The sequence below is a fragment of the Pseudoduganella lutea genome, from assembly GCF_004209755.1.
Lineage (GTDB): Bacteria > Pseudomonadota > Gammaproteobacteria > Burkholderiales > Burkholderiaceae_D > Rugamonas > Rugamonas lutea.
Window position 1 is genome coordinate 5,891,572 of sequence record NZ_CP035913.1, and the last position, 22,899, is coordinate 5,914,470.

Annotated in this window: 16 protein-coding genes; 11 read left to right on the forward strand and 5 right to left on the reverse strand. The window is 66.4% G+C overall.

Annotation, left to right across the window (positions count from 1 at the left end; translation table 11 throughout):
* Window positions 1–121: 121 nt before the first annotated feature.
* Entirely contained in the window at window positions 122–889 is a 768-nt protein-coding gene (gene agaR, locus EWM63_RS24970) for a transcriptional repressor AgaR (protein WP_130188938.1), read from the forward strand.
* Window positions 890–1,059: 170 nt separating this feature from the next.
* Here agaR and EWM63_RS24975 read toward each other — a convergent pair whose 3' ends face one another.
* The 5 genes from EWM63_RS24975 to EWM63_RS24995 form a co-directional block, all read right to left on the reverse strand.
* Window positions 1,060–1,716 (reverse strand): PEPxxWA-CTERM sorting domain-containing protein, encoded by a 657-nt coding sequence (locus tag EWM63_RS24975; protein WP_130188939.1) that lies wholly within the window; start codon window positions 1,714–1,716, stop codon window positions 1,060–1,062.
* A gap of 257 nt (window positions 1,717–1,973) precedes the next feature.
* Window positions 1,974–3,368 carry a DUF4832 domain-containing protein gene (locus tag EWM63_RS24980; protein WP_130188940.1) on the reverse strand — a complete coding sequence of 465 codons (1,395 nt, stop codon included), beginning with the start codon at window positions 3,366–3,368 and terminating at the stop codon, window positions 1,974–1,976.
* Between the two features lie 7 nt (window positions 3,369–3,375).
* Window positions 3,376–6,075: an alpha-galactosidase gene (locus tag EWM63_RS24985; protein ID WP_130188941.1), complete on the reverse strand. Its 2,700-nt coding sequence runs from the start codon at window positions 6,073–6,075 to the stop codon at window positions 3,376–3,378.
* On the reverse strand, window positions 6,072–7,169 hold the full coding sequence (locus tag EWM63_RS24990; RefSeq protein ID WP_130188942.1) for an amidohydrolase family protein: 1,098 nt from the start codon (window positions 7,167–7,169) through the stop codon (window positions 6,072–6,074). Before EWM63_RS24990 ends, EWM63_RS24985 begins: the two co-directional genes overlap by 4 nt.
* Before the next feature lie 65 nt (window positions 7,170–7,234).
* Window positions 7,235–10,081, reverse strand: a complete 2,847-nt coding sequence (locus EWM63_RS24995; protein ID WP_130188943.1) for a TonB-dependent receptor — start codon at window positions 10,079–10,081, stop codon at window positions 7,235–7,237.
* Window positions 10,082–10,870: 789 nt separating this feature from the next.
* Between EWM63_RS24995 and EWM63_RS25000 the strand changes: the two genes are divergently transcribed.
* From EWM63_RS25000 to EWM63_RS25040, 10 genes are all read left to right on the forward strand, one after another.
* The gene (locus EWM63_RS25000) at window positions 10,871–11,644 is read left to right on the forward strand and encodes a thermostable hemolysin (protein ID WP_130188944.1); all 774 of its coding nucleotides are present in this window, start codon (window positions 10,871–10,873) and stop codon (window positions 11,642–11,644) included.
* Window positions 11,641–13,218 (forward strand): AMP-binding protein, encoded by a 1,578-nt coding sequence (locus tag EWM63_RS25005; protein ID WP_130188945.1) that lies wholly within the window; start codon window positions 11,641–11,643, stop codon window positions 13,216–13,218. The genes EWM63_RS25000 and EWM63_RS25005 overlap by 4 nt, the downstream gene beginning before the upstream one ends.
* 46 nt (window positions 13,219–13,264) lie before the next feature.
* Window positions 13,265–14,170, forward strand: coding sequence for a TauD/TfdA family dioxygenase (locus EWM63_RS25010; protein ID WP_207221151.1), 906 nt, complete (start codon window positions 13,265–13,267; stop codon window positions 14,168–14,170).
* Window positions 14,171–14,418: 248 nt separating this feature from the next.
* The gene (locus tag EWM63_RS25015; RefSeq protein WP_130188947.1) at window positions 14,419–16,116 is read left to right on the forward strand and encodes a GH39 family glycosyl hydrolase; all 1,698 of its coding nucleotides are present in this window, start codon (window positions 14,419–14,421) and stop codon (window positions 16,114–16,116) included.
* Window positions 16,117–16,389: 273 nt separating this feature from the next.
* Window positions 16,390–17,484 (forward strand): LLM class flavin-dependent oxidoreductase, encoded by a 1,095-nt coding sequence (locus tag EWM63_RS25020; RefSeq protein ID WP_130188948.1) that lies wholly within the window; start codon window positions 16,390–16,392, stop codon window positions 17,482–17,484.
* Window positions 17,485–17,520: 36 nt separating this feature from the next.
* Entirely contained in the window at window positions 17,521–18,696 is a 1,176-nt protein-coding gene (locus EWM63_RS32560) for a glycoside hydrolase family 3 protein (protein WP_229487498.1), read from the forward strand.
* Window positions 18,693–19,913 (forward strand): glycoside hydrolase family 3 C-terminal domain-containing protein, encoded by a 1,221-nt coding sequence (locus EWM63_RS32120; protein ID WP_371861254.1) that lies wholly within the window; start codon window positions 18,693–18,695, stop codon window positions 19,911–19,913. The genes EWM63_RS32560 and EWM63_RS32120 overlap by 4 nt, the downstream gene beginning before the upstream one ends.
* Entirely contained in the window at window positions 19,910–20,515 is a 606-nt protein-coding gene (locus tag EWM63_RS25030; RefSeq protein WP_130188949.1) for an NADPH-dependent FMN reductase, read from the forward strand. Before EWM63_RS32120 ends, EWM63_RS25030 begins: the two co-directional genes overlap by 4 nt.
* A gap of 10 nt (window positions 20,516–20,525) precedes the next feature.
* Entirely contained in the window at window positions 20,526–21,173 is a 648-nt protein-coding gene (locus EWM63_RS25035) for a gluconate 2-dehydrogenase subunit 3 family protein (protein ID WP_130188950.1), read from the forward strand.
* An 8-nt stretch (window positions 21,174–21,181) separates the two neighbouring features.
* The gene (locus EWM63_RS25040; RefSeq protein ID WP_130188951.1) at window positions 21,182–22,894 is read left to right on the forward strand and encodes an FAD-dependent oxidoreductase; all 1,713 of its coding nucleotides are present in this window, start codon (window positions 21,182–21,184) and stop codon (window positions 22,892–22,894) included.
* The last annotated feature ends 5 nt before the right edge of the window (window positions 22,895–22,899 follow it).

Below are 22,899 nucleotides of genomic sequence, written 5' to 3' on the forward strand. Positions count from 1 at the left end.
GCCACCGATCGCCAGGGAATGCCGCCAACGCGCCGGATGGCGGCAAGCAGGGCCCGACTGTACTGCCGGCCCCTGCTGCAATCTGGTAAGCTGCTGTTTTATTAAAATTATTCGTCCGACCATGGGACAAACCGGTCAGCGCCGCGATGCCATCCTGAAGGCACTTACTGAACACACTTCGGTACAAGTCAGCGAGCTTGTGAAACAGCTGAACGTTTCGGCGGTGACGATCCGCAGCGATCTCACCGCGCTCGAGGCGCAGGGCCTTGCCATACGCAGCCACGGCGGCGCCACGCTGGCCCGCATGCCGCCGACCGAACACACGGTTTCGCAAAAAGACGCGCTCAATCACGAACAGAAAGAACGCATCGGCGCACTGGCCGCGAGCCTGGTGAAGCCGGGCGAGAACATCATCATCGATTCGGGCACCACCACGCTCTCGCTGGCCCGCCACCTGCGCGACGCCCAGAACGTGACGGTCATGACCAATGGCCTGAACATCGCGTGGGAACTGGTCAACGCACCCGGCGTCGACCTGATCCTCACGGGCGGCCTGCTGCGCAAGCAGTCGTTGTCGATCCAGGGCTTGCAGGCCGAGGCCTGCCTGCAGGCCTACAGTTTCGACAAGCTGTTCCTCGGCGTCGACGGCCTGGACCTGCAGTTCGGCGTAACGACCCACCATGAGGCCGAAGCAAGCCTGAACCACAAGATGGTGGAACGCGCCAGGAAGGTCATCGTGCTTGCCGACTCCACGAAGTTCGGCTTCATCAGCTTGCACCGGATCGTCCAGCTCGACCGGGTCAATACTGTCATCACCGATGGCGACATCGGGCCGCAGTATCGCGATGGATTGCGGGATGCGGGTATCGAGCTGCTGGTTGCCGACTGAGGGTGCCTAGCAAGACTTCTGCTCGCCCCCGGCAGATGCGTGAGCAGGCAAGCGCAAGAAGTGCTCGACGGGTGCGGGCTTGCTGCCCGGCTCGGTCGTGACTTCACGATATGACACAGCCCGTCGCCGAATACCTATCGCCGATTCGATGTAGCCGGGCCACGCTTTGCTTATTCCCGCAATGCCTGCCGATTGCGTCGTTGCGATCCTGAGCGCCGACGGCGCATTGCGCCACAAATGATGCCGAGGCCGGCAACCAGCGCTGCCCAGGATGCAGGTTCTGGCACCGGCGCCGGGGAGAGAATGACGTTGTCGATTGCAAATTCCGGGAATTCCTGTCCCCCCACGATCGTCAAGGACGATATGTTTGCAAAGTCTGCAAATTGGAACGTTGAAAAGGTCTCTGCCGCATTGGATTCCAGGAAGATCGTGGACGTCATGGCGCCATCGACTCCCATCGCAGTGATCGTCAGCGTCAAGGGCTTGCCGTTTCCGGTAAAGGTCTTGGCAACATCCAGCGCTGTCAGCGAGAACAAGCCTTTGTTCTCGAGATCGATCGTGACACTGCTCTCATTGAAAGAATAAAAAGCAGTCGTTCCATTGGAAGCGCAGGCGGGATTGCACTGGCCTAAATTGTCGGCAGGATCGTCGATCAGGTAGAAACCGAATACGCTGATCGGCGAGTAGGTTATCCGGAACCCGTCTTCGATAAAGCTGTACGTCGAATAACCGTAACCACCTGCCTGGGATTCGAAGTCGATCGTCTCCCCCTGCGCGGAATTCATTAAAACGGCAGCCGCAACGGCCAGCAATACTCTTCGAATCATCGGAAATCTCCCTGTGGAATGACGAAATGATGAAGTGATAACTTACCGGATTCCGGCGAATTTTGTAAAACGAATAAATGTAATAGACAAAACGCTATACGGGATCTACCTTTATCAGCCAAATAATGTTTGAACCTGCACAGCAGTGACCGGATCGGCGATTGGCGTGCACCGTCACTTCCGTCGTCATGCAGTGCAGGCCGGGACCGACGATCGGACAGGCGGCTCGATTCTCACGGGCGCCGGAAGACTGTGTCTTAATGAATCCGCAGCGTTGTCCCGGCATGGAACGCGCCGAGCTTTTCTTCCCACGCTTGCGACCTGGCGGGATCTTCGGCATTGGCAGGCCGCACGCTGTAGCGGACGTCGCCCGCAAGAGCAGGTGCGCCATCCGGCAATGCCAGCAGCACCTCGTAGGCGCCCGCCGGTGTACCGCCCGGCACGGTAAAGCGTGCTGTGGCGTTGCTAACAACCCCCGGCAGCCAGTCGCGAGGGTCGATCGATGCCAGGGCAATCCGCACGACAGCGCCGGTGTCGCGGTGCTTCAGCAAAAGCAGCACACCGCGCGGATTGAACGCACGTGCCCAGCCGCTGTTCCGCACCGTGAGCGCCAGCTCGCCCGACCGGCCAGCCGCGACCGTCGCGCTGTGCCGCAGTGTCATCAGCTCGAAGCGGTAGCCCATGCTGCGTTTTACTTCGGCCATGCAGCCTTGCGCCTCCCAGCGCGTGTGGAAGAGGAAACGGTAATAGGTGTCGTTCAGGTAGGTCAGGCCGAACCGGCGCCCCTCGCGCAGGATGTCGTCGCAGTGCGTGCGCGGCGTTGGACTGGCCTCGTCCGCAGGGTTGCAGGTCTCCGCGCCGAAGGGGGCGGCGGCCGACAGCGCGGCGACATAGTCGCGCTCGCGCTGGCGGGTCGCGGCATCGTCGCTGTAGGTGCCGACGTCCGTGCGCGAGGCCATGAAACAGTCGTTGTGCACGCCGATGCGCGAGGCGGCCGAACCGTCGCGCCAGCGCGGTGCCTGCGGTGCCCACGCCATCAGGTAGGGCGGATAGCGCACTTGCAGGAACCTGTCGGGCGGCAGTGCATCAAGTAGGGCATCGCGAATGCGCGTGCGCGCCGCCGGCAGGGTAAGGTTGTTCGACGACGTGTGCCATTCGCCCCAGGCCCCCACGAAGCCGGCCTGCAGGTACGCGATGACATCGGCGTTCGCCGCCAGCACCGGCTTGAGCTGCCCGATGTGGCCGACAACGCGGTCGAGCGGCGCATCCTGTGCCGCCTGGTATCCTGTCTCGCCGGCGGGATAGTTGTACAGAAAACGCGGAATGAGTTTCAGGCCCGCGCGCCGCGCCGTGGCAAAACCTTCGGACAGCCCGGCAAGAAGGATTTCGGGCAGCGGGCCCCCGGCGTATGCGTCCAGCCGCACCGGCGCGTAGACGATGCGGTAGCCGGCCCTGAACTGCGCGTCGGCTTGCTGCTGCGTCCATGCGACCAGGTTGTCCGCCGCCCAGACGTACATGCCGCGCTCCGGATTGGCGATCTCTTCGGCCGTTGCGCGGAACGTGGTTTCGACCATGCCGGCTGGAAGGGGAAGGGAGGCCTGCGCCGCAAACCCGAGGAGCAAGGCGAGAGGCAGCAGGCGTTTCATCATCATGCGCCGGTCAGGAGGCGGTCAACAAGCGGCCGAAGACGGCGGGAACGTGGAAGTCGGGCTTGCCGCTGCTGCTGCCCGTACCCGTCGGACTCCACGCGGACAGCACGCGCCCCTTGCCGGAGCCTTCGCGGCCTTCCACGCGGAACAGGTTCAGCCGCCAGCCATCTTCGGCGGCACCGCGCATCGGCACGGCCAGTTCGGCGGTCCACACCCTGTGCTCCGCATCGACCTGCGCCCGCGCGCGACTCTCGCCAACGATGCGCTTCTTGCCCGACACTTCGACGGCGATGTCCAGCAGCAGCCCGTTCGGCGACACTTCGACTTCGCGGTAGCTTTTCAGCCCCGCGCGCTCCGGCGCCTGCAGGAACACTTCGACGACATCACGCTCCCACTGCGGCCAGATGTCGGTCGCCGAGCCGGCGCGTTCGAACGTGTTCAAGGTCTCGTACTTGCAGATGAAGCGCAGGTAGAGGTGCCCCGCGCCGCGCAGCAATTGCACGCGCGTCGATTGCGGACCGTTGAGCGGCCTGCCTAGCCAGTCGTGGCGGAAGAAGGTCGCGGGCGCATCGGCCCATTGCGATGCGAGCGGGAAGCCGTCCGCCGCCACGCCCGATACCTTGCCGGCGAATGCGACCGGCAGCGTATCGGGCGTTTCGGGCCGCGCTTCGATCAGCAGGCTGTGCGTGAAGCGCACGGGGAGGGTGGGTTTGTCGGCCGTCACCTTGCCAAGTGCCGTGCCGGTCAGCGCGTCCCGCACCAGCCACACGCCGGGGCCGAGGCCACGCAATGCAACGGCGCCGTCCCACTCCCCGGCATAGAACGCGTAGTGCAATGCCCCATCCTGCTCGACGACGTGGGTCTCCGGCTTGTCGAAGCCCAGGTCGTACAGGTCGCCGCGGTAACGCCCTTCGGCGAGGCGCTGCTTGTTGTAGAGATCCACCCACTGGCGCCAGTGCGCTTCGCGTTCGGGCGTCAGCAGGAAGGAATCCTTGGGCTTGGGATCGACCGGCCAGGTGAACTTGGTGGCCACTACGGCGCCGATGCCCACGCTGGAGGCGAAGTCCTGCCCACCGGTGCTCAGTTCCACATGGTCGCCCGCATAGGCGGACCACGGGCCCATCAGCGCCTTCAGTGTCTTGCCCTTGTGGCGCACCTGCCAGCTCGACAGCGGATCGGACGACGGCGCCTGGTCCATGTACGGCATATTGTGGAAGGCGTAGCTGGTGCCGCAGGGGCACACTTCGACCACCGCGTCGGGATTGGCCCCATGCGCGGTGTCGAACATGACCTTGTAGAACGCCGACACTGATTCGACCGACTCTTCCGGCCGCCCGTGCTTGTGCGCGGGATTGAAGCACGGCGCCACGCCGTTGAGGTGCTGGCCGTCGACCTTCAGGCCGTCGAAGCCCCAGTCGCCGATGATCATGCGGATCGTTTCGGCCAGGCGCGCCTGCGTCTTGCCGTAGGCGGGGCACAGGTAAAAGCAATTCCACCACGAGACGTCCTGCGGCGCGCCGTTCTGGTCGAGCAGCAGCAGGTCGGTGTGGTCGTGCAGCTCGTCGCTGCCGGGGGCGACGGCCAGCGGCGCGATCCACAGCCGCGCCTTCATGCCGCGCGCGTGAATGTCGGCAACGAGCGCCTTCATGTCGGCGGCACCGCGCGGGAACTTGGCGAGGTCGGGCGTCCAGTCGCCCGTCTTCACCTGCCAGCCATCGTCCAGCACAGCCCACCTGAAACCCAGCTCCTGTACCTTGGGCAGCGTGGCGCGCACGTAGCTGAGCGAGAAATCGCGCTCGTAGCCCCACGCGCACCACTGCGCCTCGTAGGCGCTTGGTGGCGGTTCGGGGGCCTTCAGGCCTTGCGCGGCCATCAGGCGGCGGTAGCGGTCCAGCGGCACGTAGAAGTCGCCGCGGTGCACGGCGATGAAGCTGGGCGGGGTGGCAAGTGCGGCGCCCGGTGCCAGCGTCTGCGGCGTGTCACCGCGCAGCGAGATGTCGACACGGTCGCCGACCGCCTTCACGGGCAGCGCGACAAGCAGCGGTTGCAGAGCCAGGTGGCCGACTGCCAGGCCGACGTCGCGGCGCCAGACATCGACGACCGGCGTGCCGCCGCCGTAGTCCGATGCGTTCATGCCCATGAAGTTGCGCTGCTCGAAGCCGCGCTTGACGGGCTGCACCCAGTCGCGCCGGTCGGCATGGCTGGCGCCCGAATAGGTCCAGTAGCCGCCCGCGTGGCGTGGCGTTGCGGCCAGCCGATGCGCGCCGTTCACCCACGCGTCGATGACGAGCGGCTTGCTGCCTGTGTTCACGTAGCTTACATCCAGCAGCGCGACGCCCGGGTGCTCGTCGAGCAGCGTGACGGTGACACGCTTCTCGATACCTTCCACGGACCGGCCGACGAGCCGCAGTGCCTGCCCGGCCCCGAACGATGTCGTGGCCCGGGCCGGCTCGGCTTTGTGCAGCGTGAAGCGGCCGAGCGGCTTGCCGCCCACGACCAGGTGTTCGCTCGTGTCGAAGCCGGTCAGCGCGACGGGCTGCCTGCCGGCCAGGCTGACGATGCGGCAGCGCATCTGCTCGTCGAACTGCAGCGATACCGTGGTGTCCTGCAGGCGCACGTGGCCCTTGCCTTCGGCGGCGCGCGCGAACGGCATCTGCGTGGCAAGCGGTGCGGCGCCCAGCCACTGGAGGAATGCGCGGCGCGCGGTCATTGGCCGGCTCCCCAGGCGCCGCGGAAGGCGCGTTGGGCGTTCACGCGGTAAAGCTTGTCCACCACCTGGCGCGGCAGCGCAAGGCCCTGGATCGGGGCGTCGAGATCGGCCACCTTGAAGGTCTCGTCGGTGTTGAAGTAGCGCCAGTGCATGCGCCATACTTCCCCGGCCTCGCGGCCCAGCGCGGCGCCATCCTGGCCGGGGGCCTGCGCCATGTCGCTGCCGTAGAGGATACGGTCCTGGTATTTGACGAAGAAGCGGCGCACGCGCTCGCGGTCCTTCTGGCTCTGGTACTGCACCTGGCCGATGCGCGCGGCGATGTCCACGACGGCCGTGGGGAATTTGTCGAGGAAGGCGGCCAGTTCGTCCACGTCGCGCTCCAGCGACGCCAGGTGCACGCCGATGAAGCGCAGCTTCGGGTGCGCCGCGACCATGCGGTCGCGCGCGGCCATCTGCGCTTCCCAGCTCGGCATCTCGGGGTGCTTGTGCATGTGGTACTGCGGGTGGGCCTTGAAGTACTCGCGGTCGTTGTTGACCGTCATCTTCTCCAGCGGCAGCCAGCAGTTGTGCGGCTCGCCCTGGTGGCCCAGCAACGGGATGCCCTGGCGGGCGAAATCCTCGAACAGCGGTGCGAAGCGCGCATCGTCGATCATGACCAGGTGCTGCTTTTTGTCGCGCAGGCTCATGCCGATGTTCTTCCACACCTTCACGCCCACGGCGCCGGCCGCCATCGAGGCGGCAATGTGCTGGCGCGTCGCGGGCAGCCATTCGGGCTTGTCCGAGCCATCGACGGTGAAGCTGGCGACCCACGCCACGTCGCGCGGGAACGCCTTCTTCAGCGCGATGGCGACGCGCTGCTGGTCGTCGAGCGGCGGGAAGTCGGGATAATCGACGTTGATCGTCAATACCTTGAAGTTCTGGCGTTTCGCCGCTTCCATGAAAGCGGGCGCCGGGTCGTGCAGGTGCAGGTGCGCGTCGATCTTTACGACACGCGTGTAGTCGGCCATCGTGTAGCTGGACTCGCCCGCCGCGTGGGCGGAGAAAGCCGCCGTCCCGGAGAGCAGGGCGGCAAGGGAAAAAGCAAGAATTCGCATCGGGTTTCCATTGTTCGGTGGAGCGGTTCGGGCCGGGGCGCGGCCAGGCAGCACCCCGTCCCGCTTCAGAACTTCCAGCTTGCGCCCAGGGTGATGGAGCGGCCGTAGCGGTAATAGCCGTTGGGCAGGCTGATGGTACCGTTGCTGAGCGAGGGCGCCTGCTCCGCATCGGTCAGGTTGTTGCCTTCGATGCTGATGCGCAGCGACTTGTTCACCTCGTAGGCCATCTGGGCTGTCAGCCACGTCATCGATTTGGCCGTCTCGTTCCAGCCGGCGCCGATCACGTTGGTGGCGGTGACGAAGGAATCGGTGTAGTCGGCCGTGGTGCTCATGCTCCATGGTCCCCGCTCGTACAGCAGGCCCAACGACGCGGTCGCCGGCGCAATGCCTTCGAGCGGGCGCTCGACGCCGTTGACCCAGCTGCTCGACAGGTTGCGCGTGTATTGCGCGCGCACGCCGAAGCCGTTGTCGAACAGGTGCTGCAGGCCGATCTCCATGCCGCGCGCCTTGGCGCTGTCGCCGTTGATGGGGCGCTGCACGTTGAACAGCCGGCCGCCGGGCGCGCCGATGTCCTGGCCTGTCAGCCATTCGTTGGTAATCTGGTTCCTGATGTTCTTCTGGTAGACGGCGAAGGTCAGCGCGGAATTCTTCGCGTAATACCACTCGAGCGACACGTCGGCCTGGCGCGCGGTGTACGGCTTGAGGTTGGCGTTGCCGCCGTAGATCTGCGTGAAGTCGCCCCACGAGATGCTGGCGGTGGTGCTGGACGGCGCGAGCCTGTCCACCGACGGGCGCGCCATCGTCTTGGCGGCACCGAGGCGCAGCTGCAGGGTGTCCGTGAACGAGTAGGTGAAGTTGAACGATGGCAGCGCGTAGGTGTAGCTGGCATCCTGCTTCACGACGGACGGATCGGCATAGACGGCCGTGAAGTTGAACGCGCCATTCTCGACGATGTCGTTGATCTTCGCGTCCCACGCCTGGGCCGAGGTCTTGGTGTGCACGAGGCGCACGCCGACGTCCGCGCTCCAGTTGTCGCCGGCCAGGTCGGCCTGCACGAAGCCGGCCGTGGTCTTCTCGCTCACGCGGTAGCTTTCCAGCGGGTTGAACGCCGGCGCCGACAGGGTGGAGCTGTAGACGCCGCCGCCCGGCCGCGGCTGGCCGTCGAAGGCCTTCAATGCCTGCGCGTAGCTGTTGACATCGAAGCCGAGGAAGCTGCGCGGGAAGTTGCCGCTCACGCCGGACAGGAACTTGCCCGGGCTGAGCGTCTGGTTGATCACGTTGCCGCCCAGGCTCCCCACGTTGATCGCGCTCGCGCCCGAGTAATGGTCCTGGCCCGCGTTGAACGCGTTGTTGATCATGTCGCGCGATTTCTTGCGGTTGGTCTGGCTCAGGCCGAACCTCAGCCGCTCGACGTTGAAGCGGTCCAGCTTCCATTCGCCATCCACCGTCGCGCCGCGGATGTTGTCGTCGATGTTGTCGCCCGTGCGGCTGTAGAAGTGGGTGTTGAAGTCGCTGCCGCTGAACAGACCCTGGGCCAGCCCGCTTTGCAGGTCGCGGCCGTCGGCGAACGTGGTCGTCACGTCGGGCACGGCGGCGCCGGTGAGCCGGATGCGCGTCACGTTGGGCTGGTTCATGCGCAGCACGACGTACGTGTCGTTGCCGCCGGAGTTGCGCTTCGATGTGGACTCGTAGATGTCGCCGGTCAGTTTCAACGTTGGCGAAATCTTCCATTCCGCGTTGGCGCCATACATCGCGGTATCCACCACGCGGTACTCGGTCTTGTTCAGGACTTCGGGATTGAGCCGCAGCTCGGGGTCGGTGCTGGACAAGGTCAGGTCGGTCACGACGCCGTTGGTGACCTGCATGTTCGACCAGCGGCCCGGCGCGTAGAGTGGGTAGAACGACAGCTGGTAGCCGACCTGCGGCGAGTCCAGCCGGGTCTTGAAACCGTCGACGACGACTTTCAGGTCGCGGTTGGGCCGCCACTCCACCTTGCCCGAAACGGCCAGGCGTTCCTTCTTTTCCATGATGGAGCCGAAGCGGAACTGGCCCGGCCCGACCAGGCCTTCTTCATTGGCGTCGAGGATGCCGTTGCCGTTGGGATCGATGGCACCGCCCCACGTGTTGCCGAACTCCCAGAACTGCGATGGGTCGCTCGGCACCGCATTGCGCGACCAGCCGCCATCGTTGCCGGCCGTGTCGGTGCGCACGTCGCGCTTGGCATAGACGACACCGAGCAGCACGCCGATGGTGTCGCCGAAGGTGTTGCTGTACGTGCCCGACAGCTTCTTGCCATTCAGGTCGCTCATCTGGTTGCGGTCGGCCTCCACGCGCAGCAGGCCGCGCTGGCCCTTCTGCTCGAACGGGCTGGCCGAGCGCAGGTTCACAAGCCCGCCGATGGCGCCTTCGATCAACTGCGCCTGGGTCGACTTGACGACGTCGGCGCCGTTGATGACGTCCGCCGGCAGCACGTCGTAGGCGAAGTAGCGGCCGGCGCTGTCGGTGCCGAGCAGGCGGCCATTGAAGGTGGTGATCGTGTAGTCGGGACCCAGGCCGCGGATGCTGACCCGCTGGCCTTCGCCGCCGGCCGTGCGGGAGATCGAAACCCCGGTGATGTGGCTGAGCGAATCGGCCACGTTGTTGTCGGGGAAGCGGCCGAGTTCGGTCGCACTGATGCTGTCCTGCACGACAGCGGAATTTCGCTTGAGCATCAGCGACTGCTGGAGGCTGGCGCGGGTGCCGGTCACGATCACCTGTTCGAGCTTTTCGGCTTCGGGCGCGTCGGTCGCTTCCTGCGCGCTGGACGGCGTCGCGATCGTCGCCAGCGCGAGCAGGCAGGCGGAAGTCAATGGTTTCAGCACGAAGCAGGTGTCACTGTCGACGTGCGGGCGGCGTTGCAGGTGAGAACTCATTAAACGCTTCCTTCTAGAGGTTGTTGGAGCGGCGCAGGGCAATACCGGTGAACGGAAGAGACGCCCGGTCGTGATCACCAGCTTGCCAGCCAGGCTCGGACTGGCGGGCACCCGATCGGCGGCGCTTTCGTTTGATTTCGTATCGTGTCACTTTGCCTTGCATCACTTTCGATGCCGATATATCGAAAACCGCTGGAAAACGCCTCGGAAAACAGTGATTTTGAGTCTATAGCGAATTGCGATATGAGACAAAGCTTCTTACGTTTTTTCGAATTGACTGTTGTATTCTTGCGATTTGTATCATTTACTTTCGTTCGAAAGTGCTTCGTCGTGGCGAGCACGGTCTGGAGTGCTGCGCGAGCCGCACCTGGTTGCACGGTCGACGCTGGCTTCGCGAGGGGCAGGCTGAATGGGCAAGGAGGGACGATCCTTGACGCGTGCGGTGTCGCAACTCGTCTGCATCGGGATCTGGCAGTGAGCATGCGTGCCGTCTCGCCGGTGCGGGCCGGCGGTAGCGGCGGCCGTCGGGTGGCGCATATCCTGACCTGTACAGAGGGTGGTGCTGGGGCGGTGATCCGCCCGGGAAAGCTGGCTGGAACGCGCGGCTATTGCCGCAGATAACGTCGCGATGCCCCGACGAAGCGATACAAATCTGCGAAACATCCGCTCAGTTTGTCCAACATTCGTTCTATACCATGCATTGCGTTGGTTGTGATTTCACGACCGAGCCGGGACGGAGGCCTGTTCGTCCACTTCTCTCCAGCGACATCTTGCACATCAGGGAACGACATGAATACACCAGCAGCCAGCGACAACGTAGTGCACATCCAATCCGCAAGCGCTTCGGCTTCCGCCGCGGCACCCACGACAGCCGGAGGCCTCGCGTTCCAGCTTGACCTCGACGGTCGTTCCCTCGTCTTCAAGCTGGTCGGTCCAGACGACCATCATTACGGCGCCGCCGTCGAGCTGGCGCGGGCCGTCTACCTGCGCGCCTATGGCGCCACCACCGCGCCCAGCCCGCACCGCTTCATCGTCTGCATCGACCTGGCGACCGGCGCCGCCATCGCCTGCGCGGGCCTGTCGTTTGCCGGCAGGGCGCCGCTGTTCTCGGAGCACTACATGGATGCGCCGGTGGAACAGGCGCTGGCCGGCCTGTTCCAGCGCAACGTGGCGCGGCGCGATGTCGCGGAGGTGTCGACGCTGGCCACGATCGAGCCCACGATCGGCACGGAACTGATGCGCGTGATGCCGCTGGTCTGCTGGTACATGGGGCTGCGCGGCGTGGTATGCACCGTCACCACGAAGCTGCGGCGCTGCTTCGAAGCCATGAAACTCCAGTTCCATCCGCTCGCGGAGGCCGATCCCGACAGGCTGCCGTTCGTGCGCGGCGTGAACTGGGGAACGTATTACGACACCCGGCCAATGACGGGCGTGATCCGCGTCGACACGCTGGGCGAATATTTCGATACCGTCAGCTGCCGCTACAACCAGCATCTGCTGGCTGGCGAAAGTGCGAACGATGGCGCCGCCTCGGCGAAGCCGGCGATGGAGGTGGCGGCATGAAGCATTTCATCGACAGCATCCGCGCCATGATGCGCGAACGCGCCGCCGACGTGGCGATCGTGCAGCTGGATGGTACCGTGTCGCAAGGCCGTGTCGTCGATTACGGCACGCTGGGGCAGGAGTGCAATGCGCTGGCGGCGGCGCTTGCCGCCCGGTGCGCGCCAGGCAGCACCGTTGGCCTGGTGGCTGCCAACTCCATCGCATGGATCGAGGCCGACCTCGCGTTGCTGATGGGCGGCCATGTCGAGGTGCCGGTGCCGCTGGCGTTCAGCGCGGAGCAGGCCGCCCACCTGCTGGCGCCGTGCAGCGTGGTGCTCACCGACGATGAAGGCCAGCGCCGCTTCGAGGCATGGCGCGCCGATGCGCCGCAGGCGTTCGGATCGGTGCCGTGCCTGTCCATCGGCCGGCTGATCGACGCCGGCGCTGTCGCAACGACCCGGGCGCTGTCCGTCGGCACGCTGGCGGACCGCGTCTGCAAGGTAATCCACACGTCCGGCACGACGAGCGCGCCCAAGGGTGTGCGCATCCGTGCCAACGGCCTGGATGCGCTGCTCGCATCGCTGTGGCGGCATGCCACGCGGGACGACTACACGCGCTACCTGAACCTGGTGCCGTTCAGCCTCCTGATCGAACAGGTGACGGCGCTGTACATGCCGTTCGCGGCCGGCGGCACCGTCGTGCTGCCGCCGGTCGGCGAAGCGCCGCTGGGCGATCCGGGGGCCGTGGCCGCCGACAAGCTCTCGTTGTTGCGGCGCGCACGACCCAGCGCCGTGACGCTGCCACCATCGCTCGTGGAGGCGCTGGCCAATGCCGCGGATCGCCTGCCGGACTTGGATGCCGAATCGCTGTGCGAGGCGCTGTTCGGCCGCTCGACCGCGCCCCTGATCGCGGCGGGCGGCGCTCCTGTCGCCGCCGCCACGATCGGGCGGCTGGCGCAACGCGGCATCACGGTGCTGCAAGGGTATGGCCTGTCCGAGAACAGTTCCGTCGTGTCGTGGAACACGCGGGCCGAGAACCGCATCGGCAGCGTCGGCAAGCCGCTGGCGCACGTGGCGGTCAAGCTGGGCCCGGACAGTGAACTGGGCGTGCGCAGCGCTTCGCTGTTTGCCGGCTACAGCGGCAGCGATCCCAGCGCCTGCCATACCGATGCCGACGGCTGGCTGTGGACGGGCGACCTGGCCGAGATCGATGCCGATGGCTTCATCACGATCATCGGCCGCAAGAAGAACCTCATCATCACGGCGCACGGCCGCAACGTGTCGCCGGAACCGGCCGAGGCGTCGTACCGCAGCGTGGCGGGTGTCCGCGACATCGTGCTGCTGGGCGAAGGGCAGGAAACACTGTCGGCCTATGTGCTGACGGAGGCCGGCGCCGACCAGGAAGCACTGCGCCGCGAACTGGAACGCCATGGCCAGCGCTGGCTCTCCGGGGTCGAGCGCGCCGCCACTTTCGTGTTCGACACCGATTCGCCGGCGCTGCGCGCCAGCCTGTTCACCGTCACGGGCCGGCCGCGCCGCCAGGATGTCGAGCGGCACGTCCGCGAGCGCCGTGCGGCCACCCCGATGGCAGCGTGATCGCCGCCTTACCAATTCTCATCAATCTGGATTTCTGGAGAAACACGTGCAAACTGCAGTTCATACCCGCGAAGCGGGACTGGTGGTACAAGGCGAGGCCGGCGAGGCCCTGGCGTCGATCGACAAGGCGCAACTGGCCGAGTGGCTGGGCCGCTACGGTTATGTGGTGCTGCGCGGCTTCCCGTGCGATGTGCAGGGCTTCTCGGATCTGGTGCGCGCCCACAGCAGCCGCATCAGCCTCGATCCGGCCCGCCAGTTCCACGACAAGGATGGCAAGGTGCTGGCGCAGAAGGTCGACGCTGGCAGCGATGCGATCGGCCTGCACTGCGAAAACGGCAACAGCCCGTTCTGGCCCGACCTGTGCTGGTTCTTCTGCACGCAGGCGCCTGCCGTGGGATCGCAAACCACCGTCTGCGATGGTGCCGCTGTGTACCGCGACCTGTCGCCGCAAATGCGCGCGGCGCTGCGGGCGCAGGATATCGTCTACACGCGCAGCGTCGGCGAGGCATTGTGGAAGAACTACGTGCGGCACGCTTCCGATGCGGGCCAGGAAGCAGTCGACACGCAGACCTGCTTCGAGCGCATGCTGGCGCTCGTCGACGGCAACGTGAACACGCAGGTCGAGCTGAACGAGGACCACTCGGTCACGTACAGCTTCCGCACGCCGTCGATCCTGGAACGTTCGCCGTTTAGCCCCGGCCTGCCGGCGTTCGCCAACAGCATCTTCGGGCCGTCGTTCAACTACGAGCGCCCCAGGATCACGTTCGCCGACGGCACGCCGCTGCCCGAAGCGATGCGCGCGGCGCTGGACGAAGTCTGCCAGCGCCACACCGTCGACGTGGGGTGGCGCGACAACGACATCGTCGTCATCGACAACGCCCGCGTCATGCACGGCCGCCGCCGCATCGAAGACACCCGCCGCACCATCTACAACGCGCTGAGCTACTGCTAAGCCCGAGCCCGTGTCCACCCTGGGGTCAACCCCATTTTCGGACACGGGCTCGACCTTACGGTCGCCAGATAGAGCTGAGCCCGTGTCCACTTTTGGGGTTGACCCCACGGCGGACACGGGCCGGGCCTTAGTGGTGGAGCTGCGCCTGCCGGTGACAAATTGATATCGCATTCGAAAAAATCGTGATTGGTCGTGCCAGTTGGTTTCGCCTAGACTCGGCGAACAACAAAAAACTGGAGACCCGTCACATGAAAAGCTTCTTCGCCGGCGCCTGCCTGGCCGCCGGCCTGCTTCCACTCGCCGCCGCCGCCGCGCCACCCACGCCGGCACCCGCTGCGGGCACCGTCCGGCTGACCGTCGACACGCGCACCGAGACCGGCCCCATGACGCCGTTCTGGGCCTGGTTCGGCTACGACGAGCCAAACTACAGTACGACCCCCAACGGCAAGAAGCTGCTGTCCGACCTTGCCGCCCTGAGCCCGGTGCCGGTGTATGTGCGTGCCCACAACCTGATGACCTCCGGCGATGGCAGCCATGCGCTCAAATGGGGTTCGACCGGCATGTACAGCGAGGATGCGAACGGCAATCCCGTCTACGACTGGAAGATCGTCGATGCCATTTTCGACGCCTATGTCGAGCGTGGCATGAAGCCGCTGGCGCAGATCGGCTTCATGCCGCAAGCGCTGTCGCCCAAGCCCGAACCCTACCAGCACCAGTGGAAACCGGGCGTGCGCTACGAGGAGATCATGACCGGATGGGCGTACCCGCCCAAGGATTACGCCAAGTGGTCCGAGCTGATCTACCAGTGGGTGCGCCACTGCGTCGAACGTTATGGCCAGGCCGAAGTCGAGAGCTGGTACTGGGAAGTGTGGAACGAGCCGGATGGCCACTACCTGATCGCCCCGGACCGGCGCCAGGCCTACTTCAAGATGTACGACCATGCGGCCGATGCGGTCAAGCGCGCGTTGCCGACCGCGCGGTTCGGCGGCCCGCACACGGCCGTGGCCGGGGACTTCATGGAAGAATTCCTCAAGCACGCCCTCCATGGCACAAACCACGCCACCGGCAAGAAGGGCTCGCCCCTCGATTTCGTGGCGTGGCATGCGAAGGGCGCACCGAAGGTCGTCGACAACGTCGTGCAGATGGGCATGGACACGCACTTCCGCAATCTCGACCGGGGCTTCGCAATGGTGGCGAAGTACCCCGAGCTGAAGGGGATCCCCGTCATCATCGGCGAATCCGACCCGGAAGGCTGCGCCGCCTGCGGCATGCAGACGAACCCCGAGAACGCCTACCGCAACGGCACCCTGTACGCCAGCTACACGGCCGCCTCGGTGGCGCGCCTGTACGACCTGGCCGACCGCCGCGGCACCAACCTGATCGGCGCGGTCAACTGGTCGTTCCTGTTCGAGGACCAGCCGTGGTTCGCCGGATACCGCGACCTGGCCACCAATGGCGTGGACAAGCCCGTGCTGAACGTGTTCCGCATGCTGGGCATGATGCGCGGTGCGCGGCTGAAGGTCGGCGGCGACGGGGCCCATGACGCGGACAGCATCCAGCGCGAAGGCGTGCGCGGTGCCCGCACCGATGTGAACGCGCTGGCCAGCAGGGAAGGGCGCCAGGTGGCCGTCATGGTCTGGAACTACCACGACAACGACATCATCGACGCCGGCTCGCCGGTCGAGGTGAAGCTGACCGGCATCCCGGCGAAGCGCGCCACCGTGCGCCACTACCGCATCGACCAGGAGCACAGCAATTCGTACACGGCATGGAAGCGCATGGGCTCACCGGCCAGCCCGACGGCGGCGCAAATCGCCGCCCTGCAGAAGGCGGGCGGCCTGGCGCAACTGGCCAAGCCGTCCACCGTGACGGTACGCGACGGTGCCGCCACGCTGCGCATGCAGCTGCCGCGCCAGGCGGTATCGCTGCTGGTGCTGTCCTACTGACGGTAAGCGGCGGGCGTGGCCGGGCCGCCGGTCCCACGCCCGCAGCTGTATTCCCTTCATTCGCCAGCGATGCGCCAGGCCGTCGCCCGGTCCCGCAAGATACCTGCCCGCTGACTCACCAGTCCGCTGCCTCACCGGTCCGCTGAATTCCAGGTATCCATCCAATCCATACCTCCGCGCGCAATCTTTGGTTGACCTGGCCAAGCCGCGGCCATAACATAATCAGAATTACTATTCTAAATAACGCGGCCCACCAACCTGTAAGGAATCACCATGCGCTTCTCCGTCTTCCTCAATGCGCGCACCATGAGCGCCGACGCCGACAAACAGCTGATCATCGACCTGGAGCGGCATGCCTTGCTGGCCGGGGAGCTGGGCTTCGACGCGATCTTCCTGCCGGACCACCATTTCAACGGCTACATGCCGGTGGCCAGCGACAGCTACATGTTCGCCGCCTACCTGGCCGCGAAGCTGCCGGCCATGCATTTCGGCTTTTCCGTCACCTCCGTGCCGCTGCACCACCCGGTGCGTTTCGTCGAGCGCATCAATATCCTCGACCACCTCACGAAGGGCAAGCTGCTGGTCGGCATCGGTTCGGGCACCACGCCGGAAGAGATGATCGGCTTCGGCGTGAATTACAAGGACGCCGGCCGCATCGCGGAAGAGAACCTGCAGGCAGCCGAAGCACTGTGGACGAAGACCGTCGACGACGCACCGGTCGAACTCGACGGGTTCCACAAGGGTCGCGTGCTGCAGCGCATCGCGCCGGCGCCGTATGGCCAGAAGCATGCGCGGCTGATGCCGGTGGCGATGAAGGAAAGCAGCACCACGCGCGCCGCCGTCAATGGCTGGCCCGCCTTCATCCCCGCCTTCACGCCGCCGAAGATCGGCGGCACCGAGCCCCTCAGCCATGTGAAGAAGTATTTCAGCAGCTATCACGAGCAGCTGCTTGCCGCCGGCCATGCGGCAGAAACCGTGGCCGACGCGCTGTCGTGGACCACGCACAGCTACCAGTGCGTGCACCTGGCGCCGACCGACGAGCAGGCGCACCGCGAAGTCATGGAAATCCTGACCGCGTACCAGGAAGCCATCGAACGCGAAGCGGCCTTCAATGCCAAGGCCGAGGCGGACGACGCGAACAAGAAGACCGATCGGACGAACAGTGCGCTGACCGAAGAATGGATGGCCACCTGGTGCCTGTACGGCAGCCCGGAAACCGTGATCCGCAAGCTGCGCGATTACGAGGAAGTCGGTATCGGCAACATCCTGTGCGGCACCGTGACCGGGCCGCTGACGGCGCAGCGGCTGGCCTATGCGGACCAGACCTTGCGCCTGCTGGCCGAGCAAGTACTGCCGGCATTCAAATAATCCATAGACATAAAAAAGTAGCGCGAGGAGACAGGCATGACGAGAGAGCTGAGCGTCGCGGAGATGGCGACATTGACCGCCGGCGCGACGATGTGGACCACGCCGGCCATTCCCGACGCCGGCATCCCGTCGCTGTCGATGGCGGACGGGCCGATGGGCGTGGCTGGCGCCCGCATCGACGAACGCGACATTTCCCTGCTGACGCCGGCGCCCATCGCGCTGGGCGCCAGCTGGGATCCGGAACTGGTGCGCAGGGTGGGGCGCCTGGTGGGCGGGGAAGCCATCCGCCGCGGCGTGGATCTGATGCTGGCGCCGAACCTGAACATGGCGCGCAGCCCGCTGGCCGGCCGCGCCTTCGAATACTTTTCCGAAGATCCGGTGCTGACCGGCACGCTGGGCGCGGCCTGGGTGCAGGGCTGCCAGTCGGTCGGCACCGGCGCGGTGGCCAAGCACCTGGTCTGCAACGACAGCGAGACGGCGCGCGACGTCATGAACGCCGTGGTCGACGAGCGCACGCTGCGCGAAGTGTACCTGCTGCCGTTCGAGATGGCGGCGCAGGCCGGTTGCGCCGGCATGCTCACCGCCTACAACCGGATCAACGGGCAATGGTGCGCGGAGGCGGGGCCCGTGATCCGCGACATCGTCAAGGAGGAATGGCGGTTCCCCGGCGTGTTCATGAGCGACTGGTTCGGCACGCATTCCACGGTAGGCTCGCTGAACGGCGGCCTGGACCTGGAAATGCCGGGGCCGGCGCGCTTCCTGGGCGCGCGCAGCGCCGGCGCCGTGGCCGAAGGGCAGGTGCCGCTGGCGCGCCTGCAGGACGCGGCGCAGCGCGTTGCGACCGCCGCGCAGCGCTTCGGCGCAGGCAAGGGGCAGCCTGTCGACGATGCAGCGGCCACGGACCTGCTGGTCGAGGCGGCCGCCGCCGGCTTCACGCTGGTGCGCAACGAAGGCGGCTTGCTGCCGCTCGACCCGGCGCGCCAGCAGCGCATCGCCGTGATCGGCCCGAACGCCAGCGCGCCCTGCTTCCAGGGGGCACCTTCGCCAGGATCGCCGTCAAGGAAGACGCGGTCTTGCCCATCGATGCATTGCGGGCGCGCTTCGGCGACGCCATTGCCGGCTATGCGCCGGGCGTCGATCCGCAACCCAGGCTGCCGCGCATGCCCGTGCGGCCCGCGCGCCCGCTGGACGACGGCTGCACGCGCGGCATGACGATCGACTATTTCGACAATGCCGATTTCGCCGGCCTTCCGGTGCTGAGCGAAACGCGCGATACCAATTCGCTGACCTGGTTCCACGGCGTGCATGAAGCGGGCGCCTTCCAGGCCGCCGCGGGAACGCGTGCCAGCGGCCTGTTCACCGTCACCGAAGCGGGCGAGCACCGTTTCCATGTGGGCGGCACCGGTGCGCTGCGCCTGCTGGTCGACGGCCGTGAAGTCTTCCGCCGCGACGAACAGCTGGCGCCGGGCGACGTGATGGGGCGCCTGAAAAGCGGCGATGCCGACAGCGTCGCCATCCACCTGGAGGCGGGCCGCACGGTCGAAGTGGTGGTGGAACTGCGCTATACGCCGGCCCGCTGCCAGGGCCTGTGGTACGGCGTGCGTGCCCCGGGAACGGCCGAAGCGATGTTGACCGCCGCGGTGCAGGCGGCCCGCGATGCCGACGTCGTCATCCTCGTGGTCGGCGAAACGTCCGATGCCAGCGTGGAGAGCAAGGACCGCGCCGATACGTGCCTGCCGGCCGAGCAGGTCGCCCTGATCGAAGCAGTATGCGCCGCGAATCCGCACACGGTCGTCGTCACCAATGTCGGCCATGCGTTCGACACACGCTGGGAAACCCGCGCGAGGGCGGTGCTGCACTGCTGGTACCCGGGACAGGAATTCGGCACGGCGCTGGCCCAGGTGCTGGCCGGCGACCGCGAGCCGGGCGGCCGCATGCCCGTCACGATCGCGCGCGAGGACGGCGATTACCCGGCCCTGTCGCTGCAGCCGGACGCGCAGGGCGACCTGCCCTACAGCGACGGCGTGCGTTTCGGCTACCGGGGCCTGGCGGCGCGCGGCACCGCACCGCGGCAGCCGTTCGGCGGCGGGCGCGGCTATGCCGAGTTCCACCTGCGCGATGCCGGCGTGCGGCTGGCCGGCGACGGCTGCGAAGTGACTGTCACGCTGCGCAACACCAGTGCGCGGGCCGGCGCGGAAGTCGTGCAGGTCTATCGCACCGAACCCGAGCTGACGCTGGTCGGCTACGCCAAGGCCTGGCTGGAGCCGGGTGTGGCCACGAATGTCGTCATCGCCATTCCGTTGCGCCGCATGCAAGTGTGGCGCGGCGCCTGGCAAACGCTGGAAGGCCCGGTCCACCTGCTGGTGGGTCATTCCAGCGCCGACCTGCCGCTGTCGGTATCCATCACATTACAGGGAGACACACCATGAACCAGTACACGAACCAGGCCCGCGCCAGCGGCAGGGCACCCTTCATCGTCGGCGTCGGCGGCACCACCCGCCCCGGTTCCAGCACGGAAAGCGCGTTGCGCTCGACCTTGCGCCATGCCGAGGAGCTGGGCGCCGAGACCATGCTGTTCGGCGGCGAGGCGCTGGCGTCGCTGGCCGGCTATGCGCCCGAACTGAGCGATCGCACGGAAGGCCAGCGCGCGCTGGTCGAAGCGGTGCGCCGCGCCGATGCGGTGATCTTCGCCTCGCCCGGTTACCACGGCGGCGTGTCCGGCCTCGTGAAGAATGCCATCGACCTGCTGGAAGACCTGCGCGCCGACGAACGCGTGTACCTGGACGGCATGCCCGTCGGCTGCATCGTCACCGCGGCGGGCTGGCAGGGCTGCAACACCACGCTGGCGGCCATGCGCTCGATCGTGCACGCGCTGCGCGGCTGGCCCACGCCGCTGGGCGTCACGCTCAATACGGCCGGCGTGAAACTGTTCGATGGCGATGGCCAGTGCACCGATGCGCAAGTGAGCGCCAGCCTGCGCACGCTGGCCGAGCAGGTGGTCGGCGTTCGCAAGCCGGCCTTTGCAGCGTGAGGGGCGCGCCATGACGATCAACAGAATACGGTTCGACCGGCAACGCCCAGCCGCCGCGAAAGAAGGCGTGTCGCGCCGCGACGTGCTTGCCGCGCTGCTGGCCGGGGCCACGCTGGCCACCACCTGGACCGGTGCCGCGGCCGCCGCGGCGCTGAAGGCGGCCGGCGCAGCGGCGACCGTGCGGCCCGGCCTGAGCGCGGGCGAAGCCGCCATCCTGTCGGCCGCGGCGCAGGTGATCATCCCCACGACCGACACGCCCGGCGCAAGAGAGGCCGGTGTACCGCAGTTCATCGGCGCGCTCGTGTCGAACTGGATGACCGACGACGAGGCGACCCTGTTCCGCGCCGGCCTGGCAGGCCTGGACGACAGTGCCCGCCAGCGCTGGCAGCGCGGCTTCGCCGAATGCACGGCGGAGCAGGGCGCCGAACTGCTGCAGGCGCTGCGCGCGGCCAGCCCCTATGGCGGGCGCACGTTCTCGCTGGCCGACCGCATCCTCGATCCGAAGGCGCCGTTCTACCTGCGCCTGCGCGACCTGGTCGTGCTGGGCTATTTCACGTCCGAGGCGGGCAGCAACCAGGAACTACGTTACCTGCCGGTGCCAGGCAAGTTCGAATCGAATGTCGACATCAAGACCTGGCCTTACCAGGTCGTCATCTGAGGACCGCCATGAGCAAGGACAAGGACAAGGACAAGGGCGCGCAATTCGACGCCATCGTGATCGGCTCGGGCATCACCGGCGGCTGGGCCGCGAAGGAACTGACCGAGAAGGGGCTGAAGGTGCTGGTGCTGGAACGGGGCGCGAAGATCGAGCATCAGACCGGCTACATCCACGAGTTCACGCCGCCATGGCAGGCGCCCAACGGCGGCCTGCCGGAACGCGAGCTGCATGCGCGCGATTACGAGATCCAGAGCAAGATCGAGCGGGGCGCGTTCAGCTGGGCCAACCGCCATTACTGGATCAACGACCGGGAGAATCCCTATGAGCAGGTCAAGCCGTTCCGCTGGCACCGCGCCAATGTGCTGGGCGGGCGATCGCTGACGTGGGGCCGGCAATCCTACCGCTGGGGCAACGACGACTTCCTCGCCAATGCCCGCGACGGGCATGGCAACGACTGGCCAATCCGCTATGCCGACCTGGCGCCGTGGTACAGCCACGTCGAACGGTTCATCGGCGTCAGCGGCCAGCCGGAAGGGCTGGAACATTTCCCCGATGGCGAGTACCTGCCGCCGATGGAGATGACGGCGCTGGAGCGCGCGCTCAAGGAGCGCATCGAAGCACGCTGGAAGGAGCGCCGCGTCACGATCGGCCGCGTCGCCAATCTCACCGTGGAACACAATGGCCGCGGGGCGTGCCAGAACCGCAATATCTGCAACCGCGGCTGCTCGTTCGGCGCGTATTTCAGCTCGCTCAGCTCGACCTTGCCGGCCGCGCAGAAGACTGGCCGGCTGACGGTCCGTACCGACAGCGTGGTGGAAGCGATCGATGTCGACCCGAAAACGAAGCGCGCCACCGGCGTGCGCGTGATCGATGCGAAGAGCGGCGAGAAGATGACGTTCAAGGCGCGGGTGATCTTCCTGTGCGCCTCCACCTACGGCACGCTGCAGGTGCTGCTGCAATCGCGCAGCGAGGCGAACCCGAACGGCATCGGCAACCACAGCGACAAGCTGGGGCGCTACCTGGTCGACCACCATGGCGTGGCCGCGTTCGGCGAAATCAAGGGCTTCGAGGACCGCAACTACAAGGGCCGCCGTGCCACCGGCATCCTGATCCCGCGCTTTCGCAATCTCGGCCGGCAGGACGAGGACGCCGACTTCACTCGCGGCTATGGTTTCCAGGGTGGCGCCATGCGCGACGACTGGACCAACACGGCCGCGTTGACGGACGACTTCGGCGCCGGCATGAAGCACAACATCGCCCGTCCCGGCAAGTGGGTCGCCTTCCTGGGCGCCTTCGGCGAGCAGCTGCCGCAGGTGAACAACCGCGTGACGCTGAACGACAAGAAGCCCGGCAATTACGGCTTGCCGCAACTGTGCTTCGACGTGGCCTACGGCGAGAACGAGCGCAAGATGGCTGTCGATGCCGGTAAACAGGCCGAGCAGATGCTGAAAGCGGCCGGCGCCGAGCGCGTGCAGCTGATTCCCGTGCGGACCATGCCGGGCGTGTCGATCCACGAGATGGGCGGCGCGCGCATGGGGCACGACCCGGCGGAGTCGGTGCTCAATGCCCACAACCAGGTGCATGGCGTGGACAACCTGTTCGTCACCGATGGCGCGGCCATGGCCTCGGCCGGCACCGTCAATCCGTCGCTGACCTACATGGCGCTGACGGCACGCGCGGTCGATTACGCGGTGGCGCAGATCAAGGCCGGGCGCATCTGACGCAC

Bases quoted from the DNA above. Each gene is read 5' to 3' on its own strand.
- EWM63_RS25035 (WP_130188950.1), top strand. From the start codon at position 20,526: ATGACGATCAACAGAATACGGTTCGACCGGCAACGCCCAGCCGCCGCG.
- EWM63_RS25040 (WP_130188951.1), top strand. From the start codon at position 21,182: ATGAGCAAGGACAAGGACAAGGACAAGGGCGCGCAATTCGACGCCATC.
- EWM63_RS24975 (WP_130188939.1), bottom strand. From the start codon at position 1,716: ATGATTCGAAGAGTATTGCTGGCCGTTGCGGCTGCCGTTTTAATGAAT.
- EWM63_RS25005 (WP_130188945.1), top strand. From the start codon at position 11,641: ATGAAGCATTTCATCGACAGCATCCGCGCCATGATGCGCGAACGCGCC.
- EWM63_RS25020 (WP_130188948.1), top strand. From the start codon at position 16,390: ATGCGCTTCTCCGTCTTCCTCAATGCGCGCACCATGAGCGCCGACGCC.
- EWM63_RS25030 (WP_130188949.1), top strand. From the start codon at position 19,910: ATGAACCAGTACACGAACCAGGCCCGCGCCAGCGGCAGGGCACCCTTC.
- EWM63_RS32120 (WP_371861254.1), top strand. From the start codon at position 18,693: ATGACGATCGACTATTTCGACAATGCCGATTTCGCCGGCCTTCCGGTG.
- EWM63_RS24980 (WP_130188940.1), bottom strand. From the start codon at position 3,368: ATGATGATGAAACGCCTGCTGCCTCTCGCCTTGCTCCTCGGGTTTGCG.
- EWM63_RS24990 (WP_130188942.1), bottom strand. From the start codon at position 7,169: ATGCGAATTCTTGCTTTTTCCCTTGCCGCCCTGCTCTCCGGGACGGCG.
- agaR (WP_130188938.1), top strand. From the start codon at position 122: ATGGGACAAACCGGTCAGCGCCGCGATGCCATCCTGAAGGCACTTACT.
- EWM63_RS25015 (WP_130188947.1), top strand. From the start codon at position 14,419: ATGAAAAGCTTCTTCGCCGGCGCCTGCCTGGCCGCCGGCCTGCTTCCA.
- EWM63_RS24985 (WP_130188941.1), bottom strand. From the start codon at position 6,075: ATGACCGCGCGCCGCGCATTCCTCCAGTGGCTGGGCGCCGCACCGCTT.
- EWM63_RS25000 (WP_130188944.1), top strand. From the start codon at position 10,871: ATGAATACACCAGCAGCCAGCGACAACGTAGTGCACATCCAATCCGCA.
- EWM63_RS32560 (WP_229487498.1), top strand. From the start codon at position 17,521: ATGACGAGAGAGCTGAGCGTCGCGGAGATGGCGACATTGACCGCCGGC.
- EWM63_RS24995 (WP_130188943.1), bottom strand. From the start codon at position 10,081: ATGAGTTCTCACCTGCAACGCCGCCCGCACGTCGACAGTGACACCTGC.